Raw genomic sequence first — 12007 nt, 5'->3', positions numbered from 1 at the left:
GAATGGGTTACTTCTGACCCGGGTTCCACGCCCCGCTCTCGATGGCCGCCACCAGGTGGTTGATGGCCTCGCGCATGGCCAGGTCCATGACCTTGCCGTTCAGCGTCGAGTCATAGCTGGCGGTGCCGCCAAAGCCGATCACTTCGCGATTCGACAGCGTGTATTCCCCCGCTCCCTGGGTTGAATAAACCACTTCCGACGTCGAGATATTGATGATGTTCAGGTTGACCTTGGCATAGGCCACCTGGGACTTGCCGCGGCCAAGGATGCCGAAGAGCTGCACGTCGCCGACTTCCTTGCGGCCAAACTCGGTGATGTCACCGGTGACGACAAAGTCCGCCCCCTTCAGGCGCTGGGCCTGGTTCTTGATCGTTGCCTCGCGCCTGATCTCGTCCAGGTTTTCACGCTCCAGCACATTGAAGCGGTTGGTCTGCTGCAGGTGGGTGACCAGGCTGGTCTTGGCCTGGCCGCTCAGGCGATCGATGCCGTCCGAGAAAACGCCACGCATGTAGTTCGAGCGGTTGTCGAATTTGCCCACCGCGATGGGCGTGCGCACGCCGTTGTACGGGCGGCTGGCGCTTTCCACCTTCTGGACCGGCAACGCGGTCGAGGATTCGGTGGCGCAACCGGCCATGCCAAGCGCCGCAACGATGGCGAGCAGGCAGCAAGTCTTGGTTTGTTTCACTGATTTCTCCTGGTTTGCAGTGGGGACGCGGCCGATATTATGGCGCGGTGCCGCCCGTGCCGCGACTGGCAGCATGGCCGGCGCAGCCATTCCGGGTGGAACGAGGAGGAAGGTGTGCCCCGACCTTCTGCGGCAATGGAGCTGAGGATTGGGGAAGCCCCTGCAGATTGCCGGGTGGGGGCAGCTGGCGCTGCCGCTTCTCACTCCCAGGGTGCGAGGGTTTCAGGCTTTGTTTCCGTCGCACAAAGCACGGCCGGCCGACCGCCGGCCTGCGCTCACAGATACTTGAACAGATTCATCCCCTGAATTTGCATAAACGATTGCTGCGCGCCCTGCAGCGCCGTCTGGCGCTGGTAGTACTCGGTAATCGCCGCCGCATAATCCAGGTCCTGCAGCCCAGACAGCGTCTGCGAATACGTCAGGTCGCGGTTGGTGCCGACGTCGTCCAGCGCATCCAGTTCCTGCATCCGCGAACCCACCGAGGCACGCACCGTCAGCACGTTATCCAGTGAATTGGAGAACTGGCGCGTCGCCGTGGACAGCACGTTGCTCAGCTTGGCCTGGTCGCCGGGGGTGGAAGTAGGCTGGCGAAGGGTGTCGATCACGTTCTGCAGGTTGGCGAACATGTCGGTGCCGGCTTCCTTGGCGGGCTCCATGGTCAGCGTGTCGCCGTCCTTGGGCTCGCCGGTGACGTTGAAGGTGACGCCGCCGACCTCGATCCGCGCCGGCGAATTGTAGGCGGTCGGGCCCGACAGGACCGGCGCGGGCGCCGGGGCGTCCATGTCGGTGATGCTGTATTCCATCTGGCCGCTGGCGTTGGCCTGGAACTTGACCTGCAGCGATTTGCCGTACAGCGGGTCGCTGGGGTCGGTGATCGAGACCGAGCCAAACGTGGCGCTGCCCGTGTTTGCGCTGTTGTCCTTGACCACGTAGCCGGCGCCGCCGGTGACGCTCATGAACACGTCGCGGCCGTTGTCGCCCGCGGACATCTGGCGCGCGACGTCGACCTGCAGCAGTTGCTGGCTGGTGTCGCCGACGTAGTTGCCGGCGCCGGTGGCCTGCGTGAACGGCGCCGAGCCGGAGCGGGTGCCGCCGAACAGGAACTGGCCGTTGCCGTCGTCGGAATTGGCCAGGCCGACCAGCTGGTTGTACAGCCCTTCCAGCGCCGTGGCGAGCGAGCCGCGGTCGGCGTCGCTCATGGTGCCGTTGCCTGACTGCACCAGCAGGGTCTGGATGTTCTGCGTGACGGTGGTCACGGAGTTCAGCGCGTTTTCTTCCGCCGCCAGCGAGATATTGGCCTGATTGCGCGAGGTGGCGTACTGGCCGTTGACCGCTTGCGCCTGGCTGACGCCGAGCGCGCGCGTGGCGGCGACCGGGTCGTCGGACGGCGTGAGAACACGGCGGCCCGTGCCGAGCTGTTGCTGGATATGCAGCAGCGAGCCCTGCTGGAGGTTCATCGACGCCAGGCCTTGCTGGTACAGGGTGGAGCTTGCAACGCGCATGATGGATAGCCTATTCGGATTCGTTGACGTGCCGGCGGTGCTTACATGCCGATACCGATGATCGTGTCGAACAGCGAAGTGGCTGTCTGGATCACGCGGGCGTTGGCCTGGTAGAGCTGCTGGAAGCGCAGCATCGACACGGTTTCCTCGTCCATGTTGACGCCCGACACCGACTGCTGGGCGGTCTTGATCTGCGTGGTGATGCTGTCCTGCGACGCCGACGCGATCTTGACCGACTTGGCACGCGTCCCGACGTCGTTGACCAGCTGCGCGTAGGCATCGCTGAAGCTGGACACCCCGCCGATGGTCTTGGCGTTCTGCAGCTTGGCCAGGTTCAGCATGTTGCCGTTGTCCTTGACGCTGCCAGCGTTGCCGCCGAGCGTGAAGGAATCGCCTACCGTGGGCGTGCCGCCGAAGCTGAAGGTCAGGCCGCCGATGTTGTAGTCAGTATTGCCGCCATTGGGCACGCCCGTGGGCTGCGGCGACAGGTCCGTGCCCCCTGCATCCTTGAACACGTAGCCGGTCGCGGTATAGACGGCGGTGATCTTGCCGGTCATCGGCGTGAAGCCCGGCGCGACGTTGCCCAGGCTGGCGGTGGCGCTGCCCTTGTTGGTGGCGGCCGCCTCGGCGCGCGCCGGCGATGCCGCGGCGATCTTGGCGGGGTCGGTGATCGCCATATCGAAGCCGGTGGCGGCATTGCGCGTCGGCTGGATCGTGAACGAGTCGTTGGCGCCCATGGCAGCGTTGATCGAGACGCTGAAGCCGTCGGCGCTGAAGGTCAGCGGATAGGTAGGCGCGGGAGTGCCCGGCACTGGCGCGCTCACCTGCTTGTTGTCCGACAGGCGCGTCAGCGTGTAGTTGGTGCCATCGAACTGCAGCTTGTAGTCGCTGGCAGTCAGCGCCGAGGCATCGTCGATGGTGGCGGTGGCAACCGTGGTCTTGACGGCGTTGTTGGCGTTGGGCAGCACGGTGGCGGAGCCGAGCTTGAACATGTCGGTCCCGATGTCGCCGTTCAGGTCCATGCCCAGCTTGTGCTGCGCATTGAAGCTCTGGCCGATCGCCAGCGACAGGCGGCCGATCGCGCTTTGCGCGGCGTCGAGGGTCTCGGTGCGGAACTGCAGCAGGCCGCCCAGCGAGCCGCCGGTAATCGCGCCGGGCTCGCTCTCGTACACGCTGCCGTTGGGCAGGGTGTAGGCAACTACGGTGCGGTTGGGATCGGCGGCGGAGGCGACTGCCTTCAGGTCGTAGGAATCGTTGCCCATCACCAGCGGCTGGCCGTTGCCGGCGAAGACGTTGTAGGTGCCGCTGTCCTGCACCACCACCTTGGCGCCGACCAGCTTGGTCAGCTCGGCCACGGCCTGGTCGCGCTGGTCGAGCAGGTCGTTGGGCGGCTGGCCGCCGGAAGCGGCCTTCATGCGCGTGATTTCCTCGTTCAGGTCGGCGATCTGCCTGGTGTAGGCGTTGACTTGCGTGACTGCCGTGCCGACCTGTTCGTTGACGCCGGACTGCAGCTGCTTGAAGTAGTTGCTGGCGGAGCGGACCTGGCCGACCAGGGCCTGGCCGGCGGACAGCATGCCCTGGCGCGCCGCGGGGTCGGCCGGGGTGTCGGCTACTGCCTGCACCGCGGCAAAGAACTTCTGCATCAGCGGCGCCAGGCCCCCCTTCTGGTCGGCGAGCAGGTTGTCGATCTGGGCGATCTGGTCGGAGTAGGCCGCCAGCGAGGCGCTGGCCGAGGTGGCGCCGCGCAGCTGGCCGGTCAGGAACTCGTCATAGACGCGGATCACCGTGGTGGCGCTGGAGCCGAAACCGTAGAAGCCCTGGCTGGTGTACTGGCCGCCGGCCGATGCCACGATGGTGTTCTGGCGCGAATAGCCTTCGGTCGCCGAGTTGGCGAAATTATGGCTGGTCGTCGTCAGCGCGTTCTGCGCGGTGTTCAGGCCGGAAAGACCAATACTGAAGAGAGACATTGTGCTCTGACCCCGGATTCGTTGGACTGCCGCGAGCTTGGGGCGGCGGTGGTAGATGTGGGAGTTATCGGCTGTTGGGGGTGGGACTTTAGGCTGAAGTGCGGTGGATGGCGCACGGCCTTGGAGTCCATATGCCGCACAACTTGCGGCGGTTTGCTCCCCTCTCCCGCTTGCGGGAGAGGGGAGCCTGGTTCTGGTTCTGGCGCTGTCAGCTATGGCGGATGCCACGCTGAGCGCCTCAGACCGCCACCTTCTTCATGATCTTCACCAGCTTGTGCCCGTACGACGGATCCGTCGCATACCCCGCCCGCTGCAGCCCGTGCGCGGCCTCCTCGGCCGATCCCGCGCTCACCACGCCCGCGTAGCGCGGATTGTTGGTCAGCAGCCGCGCGTAGTCCGCGCAGGCTTCGTCATACGATCCATAGGCGCGGAACTTCGCCTTCACCTTCTGCGGCTGGCCATCGACGTACTCGGTGGTGGTGATCTCCGCCACGCGGCCCTTCCAGCTCGATCCGGCCTTGATGCCGAACACGTTGAACGTGGTCGAGCCATCGGCATGCAGGATCTCGCGCTGGCCCCAGCCCGATTCAAGCGCCGCCTGGCCGACGATCAGCCGCGCCGGAACGCCTGAAGCACGGGAAGCGGCTTCGGCCGGCGCCGCCATGCGCGCGACGAAGGCGCTGACGTGGGCGGGCGCGTCGGCCGGCAGCGGGCCGAGCGCCTCGCCGCCCTGGCCACGGTCGCCGTAGAACTGCGACTGGTACTGGCGCAAGCCCGCGGTGGGATTCCAGTTCTGTCCCGGCACCACCGTGCCGACCGCAGGCAGGTCCGCAGGTTCATTGCCTTCGGCAGACGCGGCGCCGCGGCTGTCGAGCAGCCGCGCCATCTCGGCATCGGCGGCGCAGCCGGACTCGGCCGGCGTCATCGCATTCATGCCCGCCGGCATCGGCGTGCCCGCGGCACGCGCCAGCTGGCGCACCATCACTTCGGCCAGCCCGATGCCGCGCGACGACATCTGCTGCGCGAGCTGCTGGTCCATCATCGACATATAGAGCTTGCTCTGCTCGTTGTCGAAGAGGCCGTCCTGCGGCGTGGCATTGCGCATGCTCTTGAGCACCATCTGCGTGAACACCGCCTCGAACTGCTTTGCGGCCGCCTGCAAGGTGGCCGCGTCGGCACCGTTGCGCGCGCTGTGCTTGAGCGCCTCGAAGCCCTGCGTGTCGAGCGCGAAGCGCTGCGTCAGGTCCGCGGCCTGCGGTGGCATGGACGCGCTCATGGTCAGATCACTTCCAGCTCGGCGCGCAGCGCACCGGCGGCGCGCATGGCTTCCAGGATGGTCTGCAGGTCGGCGGGGGTCGCGCCCAGCGCGTTCAGGCCCTTCACCACTGCGGCCAGCGAGGCGCCCGCCTTGACCACCTGCAGCGATCCGCCCTGCTGCTTCATGTCGATCTGCGAAACGGGCGCGACCACGGTGCGGCCCTCGCTGAAGGGCGCGGGCTGGCTGATCACCGGTTGCGTATTGATCACCACCGACAGGTTGCCGTGCGCGACCGCGCAGTCTTCCACCGTTACCGCCTGGTTCATCACGATCGACCCGGTGCGGGCGTTCAGGATCACCTTGGCCGCGGCCTTGGCCGGCGTCACGTCGATATTCTCGATGCGGGCCAGGAAGGCAACGCGCGCGCTCGACGCGGCCGGCGCGCGTACCTGCACCGTGCGGCCGTCCAGCGCGGCGGCAACGCCGCCGCCCATGGAACGGTTGATGGCTTCGACCACGCGCTCGGCGGTGCCGAAATCGGTTTCCTTCAGCTCCAGGTTTAGCACGCCGCCGTCCGGCTGGAACGGCGCGACCGCGCGCTCGACGATGGCGCCGTTGGCGATACGGCCCACCGCCAGCTGGTTGATCTGCACCTTGCTGCCGTTGGCCGACGCGCCCGCGCCGCCCACCAGCATGTTGCCCTGCGCGATAGCATAGACCTGCCCGTCGGCGCCCTTGAGCGGCGTCATCAGCAGCGTGCCGCCGCGCAGGCTCTTGGCATTGCCCATCGACGACACCACTACGTCAAGCTGGCTGCCCGGCTGCGCGAACGGCGGCAGCGTGGCCGTGACCATCACCGCGGCCACGTTCTTGAGCTGCATGTTCTTGCCGGCCGGCAGCGTGATCCCCAGCTGCGAGAGCATGTTGGTCAGGCTCTGCGTGGTGAACGGCGTCTGCATGGTCTGGTCGCCGGTGTTGTCCAGGCCGACCACCAGGCCGTAGCCCACCAGCGGGTTGTCGCGCACGCCCTGGAAGGCAGCCAGGTTCTTCAGGCGCTCGGCCTTGGCGACGGTGGCGAAGGCGCCGAAGGCCACCCCCAGCGCCAGGCTGATCACGCTCACGCGCAGCAGGCGTGACAGAAAATAGGCGAGCATGGAAGCGGACATGGCGCGGTCAGAACGGTGAGACATTGAGGAAGAAGCGCTGCAGCCAGCCCATGTTCTGCGCTTCGTCGATCACGCCCTTGGCGGTGTATTCGATGCGCGCGTCGGCCACCTGCGTGGACAGCACGGCGTTGTCGCCGGTCACGGTGCGCGGATTGACCACGCCCGAGAAGCGGATGAATTCGGCGCCCTGGTTGATGGCCATCTGCTTTTCGCCGGAGACCACCAGGTTGCCGTTCTGCAGTACCTCCAGCACGGTCACGGTGATGGTGCCGTTGAAGGTATTGGCCGCGCTGGCGCCGCCGCTGGCCTTCATGCTGTTGGCGCCGTTGATGTCGGCGTTCTGGCTGGTGCCGAACAGGCCGCCCAGCGCGCGCGGCACGGCGTCGAACGCCAGCGTGGTGTTGCCGCTGCGGCTGGTATTGGTGCCGGAGTTCTTGCTGGCGTTGACGTTCTCGGTAATGACGATCGTCAGGATGTCGCCCACGTTGCGCGGGCGGCGGTCCTCGAACAGCGGGTTGCCGGCATACGACGACTGGTAGATGGAGCCGGAGGCCGGCCCGACCGGGCGCGGCTCGGCACGCGCGGTGGTGGGCAGTTGCACCAGCGGCTCGCGCGGCACCAGCGCGCAGCCGCTCGTGGCCAGCATTGCCACGCCGGCCAGGCAAACCAGCGCACGCGCGCCCAGGCGGGAAAGCAAGGTGGCCATGTCCATTACCCTCAACCCATCTGGGCCAGGCGCTGCAGCATCTGGTCGGACGTCTGCACTGCCTTGCTGTTGATCTCGTACGCGCGCTGGGTCTGGATCATGCTGACCAGCTCTTCCACCACGTTGACGTTGGACGCTTCCACATAGTTCTGCTGCAGCACGCCGGCGCCGTTCAGGCCCGGCACGGTGGTATTGGGCGCGCCAGACGCATCGGTCTGCACATAGAGGTTCTCGCCCATGCTTTCCAGGCCGGCCGGGTTCATGAAGGTGGCGAGCTGCAGCTGGCCGACCTGCACGTTGGCGCTCGAACCCGGCTGCGTCACCGACACCGTGCCGTCGCGCGCGACCGTCAGCGACAGCGTGTTGGCCGGGATGGTGATGGCGGGCTGGCTCACAAAACCGCTGGAGGTCACCAGCTGGCCGTTCTGGTCCACCTGGAACGAGCCGTCGCGCGTATAGGCGGTGGTGCCGTCAGGCAGCGCCACCTGGAAGAAGCCCTGGCCGATGATGGCCACGTCCTTGTTGTTGCCGGTCTGCTGCGGATTGCCCTGGGTGTGGATGCGTTCGGTCGCGACCGGGCGCACGCCGGTGCCCAGCTGCATGCCCGAGGGCAGCGTGGTCTGGTCCGACGACAGCGCGCCGGGCTGGCGGATGGTCTGGTACATCAGTTCCTCGAACACCGCGCGGCCACGCTTGAAGCCGTTGGTCGACACGTTGGCCAGGTTGTTCGAGATCACGTCCATCTGCGTCTGCTGCGCATCGAGGCCGGTCTTGGCAATCCAGAGAGAGCGGATCATGGTGGTCCTTGCTGGGAATCTTTAGCTGGGAGCTGGAGCGAGGGCGCGCCCGCAATCGGCGCGCCGCGCTCCGGGTTCAGTGTTGCCGCGGCGTCAGTTGGTCGACAGCAGCTGGTTGGCGCGCTGCTCGTTGCCGTCCACGCCCTGGATCATCTTCATCTGCATCTCGAAGCGGCGCGCGTTGGCGATCATCTCGACCATGGCTTCGGTCGGGTTGACGTTGCTGCCTTCGAGCGCGCCCGAGACCACGCGCACGGTGGGGTCGGCCTCCAGCGGCTGCGCGCCCGGGCGCAGGCGGAACAGGCCGTCATCACCGCGTGCGATGGCATCGTTGGGCGGGTTGACCACGCGCAGCTTGCCTACCTGGGCAAGGCCAGCCGATGCTTCGCCCGGTCCGCGCGCAGTGATCGTGCCATCCGTGCCGATGGTGACCTGCGAGCCCGGCGGCACCGCCAGCGGGCCGCCGTCGCCCATCACCGGCAGGCCTGACTGGGTCTGCACCTGGCCATCCTGCGCCACCTGCAGCGCGCCGGCACGGGTATAGGCCTCGGTGCCGTCCGGCGCCTGCACCACCAGCCAGCCGTTGCCCTGCAGCGCCACGTCGAGCGCGCGGCCGGTGTAGGTGAGCGGGCCGGCGCGCATGTCCGCGCCCGGCGTGGACGCCAGCGTAAAGGCACGCGTGCCGGCCTCGGCGCCGACCACCGGCACCGCGCGATACAGGTTGACCTGCGCGCGGAAGCCCGGCGTCGACACGTTGGCCAGGTTGTTCGATACCGCCGCTTGCTGGTCGAGTATCTGCTTGGCGCCCGACAGGGCGGTGTAGATCATGCGGTCCATGGCGGCGGCTCAGCTCAGCTTGGCAATCACAGGTTGACCAGGGTCTGCATGACCGTGTCCTGCGCCTTGATGGTCTGCGCGTTGGCCTGGTAGTTGCGCTGCGCGACGATCAGGTTGACCAGCTGGCCCGACAGGTCGACGTTGGACGCTTCCACCGCGTTCGAGCGCAGCGTGCCCATGCTGCCGCCGGCCACGCCCAGCAGCGCCTCGCCGGACGCGCCGGTGGCCGACCACACGTTGTCGCCTTCCGGCTTCAGGCCCTCGACGTTGCCGAACCCGGCCATCACGATCTGGCCCAGCGGCTTGCTCTGTTCGTTGGAGTAGCTGCCGGTGATGGTGCCGTCCGAGTTCACCGTGTAGCCCAGCAGGCTGCCCGAGGTGTAGCCGTTCTGGCTCAGCTGCTTGACGTCGTTGTCGGCGCCGAACTGGGTGGTGCCGGTCAGGTCCAGCGCCATGTTCAGTGCCTGTGCGCCGTTGGCGGCAGGCTGCGTCAGCGAGATCGCGCCGGCTGCCGGCGACTGCATGGCACCCGCGTTGTCGAAGGCCAGCGTGACCGGCGCGCCGCCGACCATGTTGCCGTTGACGTCGGTCACGTACATCTTCCAGTCGGTGCCGCCCGGGACGGTCGGCGGCGTAGTGGCCGGCGGGGTGGCATCCGGCACCTTGGCGAAGTACGCCATCATCTGCTGCTTGTTGCCCAGCGAGTCATAGACGTTGATCGCCGTGCTGTAGTTGAACATGTTGCTGGTCGGCGGGTTGCCGGCCGAGCTGGCGAAGGCGGTGCCCGGCACGGTGGCGCGCGAGTCCAGCTGGAACTTGGCGGTAATGCGACTGGTTGCCTGCGGCTCCATCTGCGCATTGCTGATCGTCAGCGGCTGCGGCTGCACGCCCGCGCCGCCGGTCACGCCCGCCGGATAGCCCGTCACCTGCAGGCCCTGCATATTGGTGAGGCGCCCGTCGTCCTGGCGCTGGAACTGGCCGTTGCGCGAGTAGTAGATCGCGCCATCCGGGCTGGTCATGCGGAAGAAGCCGTTGCCATTGGTGATGGCAACGTCAAGCGAGCGCCCCGAAGCCTCGATATTGCCCTGGTTGAACGACTGCACCACCGAGTTCACGCGCACGCCCAGGCCGATCTTGGTACCGGCATAGATGTCGGCGAACTGCGCCGCGGACTGCTTGTAGCCAACCGTGTTGGCGTTGGCGATGTTGTTGCCGATCACATCGAGATTGGACGCGGCGGCATTCAGGCCGCTTACCCCTTGACCGAAACCCATGGTTATCTTCCTTTGCTTTAGCTGTCGTTGAAGCCCGCCGGCGCATTGCGCGCGCTGGGCGGGCGCCTGCGATTAGAGAATGCGCCGCACGTCGTCGACGTTGGCGGTCTGCCCGTTGCCCAGGTCGACCAGCACGCCGGTCGAGTCGCCGCTGATGCTCTGTACCTTGCCGTAGGTCAGCGCCACCGGCTGCACCGAGGTGCCGTTTGCAGTGGCCGTGACCTTGAAGGTGTAGTCGCCGTTCGGCACGAGGTTGCCGGCATTGTTCTTGCCGTCCCACGTGACGTCGTGCACGCCGGCGGTCTGGCCCTTCATGTCGATGGTGCGGACCACGTTGCCGTCCTTGTCGAGCACGTCGATCGTCACCGCGTCAGCCGTGGACGGCAGGTCCACGCCGAACTTGCCCGCCACGCCGTCCGTCACCGACACCTGCGTGCCCGGCACCATCACGGTGTGGCCGATCAGCGCGGCCGAATCCATCGCGCGGCTGGCGCTGACCTGCGCCAGCAGCTGCGACAGCGTCGCGTTCATGGTCTGCATGCTGCTGACCGTGCTGATCTGCGCCAGTTGCGAGGTCAGTTGCGAGTTGTCCATCGGGTTGAGCGGATCCTGGTTGTTCATCTGCGTGACGAGCATGGTCAGGAAGTTGCTCTGGAGTTCGGAAGCGCTGGCGCTGCCGCTCTTGAGGGCATCGTTGATGCCCTGGGTGTTGCTGTTGACCGAGGAGGTGGTTGTCATGTCGGCTTCCGGCGTTGCGTTCAGGTATGCGTTCAGGTATGCGATCGGGGGGCGGTGTAAGTCGGCCGGACCTTACTGGCCGATCGTCAGCGTCTTCAGCATCATGTTCTTGGCGGAGTTGAGCACCTCGACATTGGCCTGGTACGAGCGCGATGCCGAGATCATGTTGACCATCTCTTCCACCGGGTTGACGTTGGGCATGACCACGTAGCCCTGCGCGTTCGCCATCGGATGCGTGGGGTTGTGGACCATGCGCGGCGGCGACGGGTCTTCGCTGATGCCGGCCACCTGCACGCCGCCGACGTCGCTCTGGCCGGGCGTGGGCGCCATGCCGAACACGACCTGCCTGGCACGGTAGGCCTGCCCGTCGGGGCTGACCACGCTGTCGGCGTTGGCCAGGTTGGACGCGGTCACGTTCATGCGCTGCGACTGCGCCGCCATGGCCGAGCCCGCGACGTCGAAGATGTTCATTGCCGGCATGCGCTCTCTCCTTGCTGCTGGATCTGTTGCTCGCTTATTGCTGGATCGCCGCCAGCATGGTCTTGATCTTCGAGTTCATCACCGTCAGGCCCGACTCGAAATGCACCGCGTTGTCGGCGAAGGCCACGCGCTCGGCATCCATTTCCACGGTGTTGCCGTCGACGCTGGACTGCAGCGGGATGCGGTAGGCCAGGTCGAACGCCTCGCGGGTGGGCGCCTGCGCGGGCAGGTGGCGCACCTGGGTGGTCGACAGCGACATGCCTTCGTTGCGCTGGCCGCGTTCCACGGACTGCGCCAGCGTGCTGGCGAAATCGAAGTCGCGGGCCTTGTAGCCCGGGGTATCGGCGTGCGCGATATTGGAGGCAATCACCGATTGCCGCTGGTTGCGCAAGCTCAGCGCTTCCTGCTGGAAGCGTAGCGACGCGTCGAGTCTGTCAATCATGCTGGCATCTCCCTGTCCCACTGCGTGGCCGAACCACCGGACAACGAATTCAATGAATTCAACGAATAGCGAAGGGACGACCTTCTTCAGGGTTGCCATCTTAGGCGGGGGCCTGTCACGCCAATCGGATGAATAAGGACGGGAAATCCTTGCAT

At 66.5% G+C, this 12007-nt stretch carries 12 protein-coding genes; all 12 read right to left on the bottom strand.

The window, feature by feature from the left end; all coding sequences use genetic code 11:
• Nucleotides 1-7 precede the first annotated feature (7 nt).
• The 12 genes from CTP10_RS18425 to flgB all read right to left on the bottom strand — a co-directional run bounded on the left by CTP10_RS18425 (nucleotide 8) and on the right by flgB (nucleotide 11852).
• Nucleotides 8-634: a CsgG/HfaB family protein gene (locus CTP10_RS18425; protein ID WP_116318957.1), complete on the bottom strand. Its 627-nt coding sequence runs from the start codon at nucleotides 632-634 to the stop codon at nucleotides 8-10.
• Between the two features lie 326 nt (nucleotides 635-960).
• Nucleotides 961-2187 (bottom strand): flagellar hook-associated protein FlgL, encoded by a 1227-nt coding sequence (gene flgL / locus CTP10_RS18420; RefSeq protein WP_116318846.1) that lies wholly within the window; start codon nucleotides 2185-2187, stop codon nucleotides 961-963.
• Nucleotides 2188-2228: 41 nt separating this feature from the next.
• Complete coding sequence (gene flgK, locus CTP10_RS18415) at nucleotides 2229-4154, bottom strand: flagellar hook-associated protein FlgK (RefSeq protein WP_116318847.1); 1926 nt, start codon at nucleotides 4152-4154, stop codon at nucleotides 2229-2231.
• A gap of 238 nt (nucleotides 4155-4392) precedes the next feature.
• Complete coding sequence (flgJ, locus tag CTP10_RS18410) at nucleotides 4393-5430, bottom strand: flagellar assembly peptidoglycan hydrolase FlgJ (RefSeq protein WP_116318848.1); 1038 nt, start codon at nucleotides 5428-5430, stop codon at nucleotides 4393-4395.
• Nucleotides 5431-5432: 2 nt separating this feature from the next.
• The gene (locus CTP10_RS18405; RefSeq protein ID WP_116318849.1) at nucleotides 5433-6602 is read right to left on the bottom strand and encodes a flagellar basal body P-ring protein FlgI; all 1170 of its coding nucleotides are present in this window, start codon (nucleotides 6600-6602) and stop codon (nucleotides 5433-5435) included.
• Nucleotides 6586-7284, bottom strand: a complete 699-nt coding sequence (gene flgH / locus CTP10_RS18400; protein ID WP_376790653.1) for a flagellar basal body L-ring protein FlgH — start codon at nucleotides 7282-7284, stop codon at nucleotides 6586-6588. The genes CTP10_RS18405 and flgH overlap by 17 nt, the downstream gene beginning before the upstream one ends.
• 11 nt (nucleotides 7285-7295) lie before the next feature.
• A complete protein-coding gene (flgG, locus tag CTP10_RS18395; protein ID WP_116318851.1) occupies nucleotides 7296-8081 on the bottom strand; it encodes a flagellar basal-body rod protein FlgG in 786 nt (261 codons plus the stop codon).
• 93 nt (nucleotides 8082-8174) lie between these two features.
• Entirely contained in the window at nucleotides 8175-8918 is a 744-nt protein-coding gene (flgF, locus tag CTP10_RS18390; protein ID WP_116318852.1) for a flagellar basal-body rod protein FlgF, read from the bottom strand.
• Between the two features lie 26 nt (nucleotides 8919-8944).
• Nucleotides 8945-10192, bottom strand: a complete 1248-nt coding sequence (gene flgE, locus CTP10_RS18385) for a flagellar hook protein FlgE (protein WP_116318853.1) — start codon at nucleotides 10190-10192, stop codon at nucleotides 8945-8947.
• A gap of 72 nt (nucleotides 10193-10264) precedes the next feature.
• A complete protein-coding gene (flgD, locus tag CTP10_RS18380) occupies nucleotides 10265-10930 on the bottom strand; it encodes a flagellar hook assembly protein FlgD (RefSeq protein WP_116318854.1) in 666 nt (221 codons plus the stop codon).
• A 72-nt stretch (nucleotides 10931-11002) separates the two neighbouring features.
• Complete coding sequence (flgC, locus tag CTP10_RS18375) at nucleotides 11003-11410, bottom strand: flagellar basal body rod protein FlgC (protein WP_116318855.1); 408 nt, start codon at nucleotides 11408-11410, stop codon at nucleotides 11003-11005.
• Nucleotides 11411-11444: 34 nt separating this feature from the next.
• A complete protein-coding gene (gene flgB / locus CTP10_RS18370) occupies nucleotides 11445-11852 on the bottom strand; it encodes a flagellar basal body rod protein FlgB (protein ID WP_116318958.1) in 408 nt (135 codons plus the stop codon).
• Nucleotides 11853-12007 lie beyond the last annotated feature (155 nt).

The organism is Cupriavidus sp. P-10, assembly GCF_003402535.2.
Classification (GTDB): domain Bacteria; phylum Pseudomonadota; class Gammaproteobacteria; order Burkholderiales; family Burkholderiaceae; genus Cupriavidus.
The sequence above is the reverse complement of the archived record's forward strand: the minus strand, read 5'-3'. Positions and strand labels throughout refer to the sequence as shown.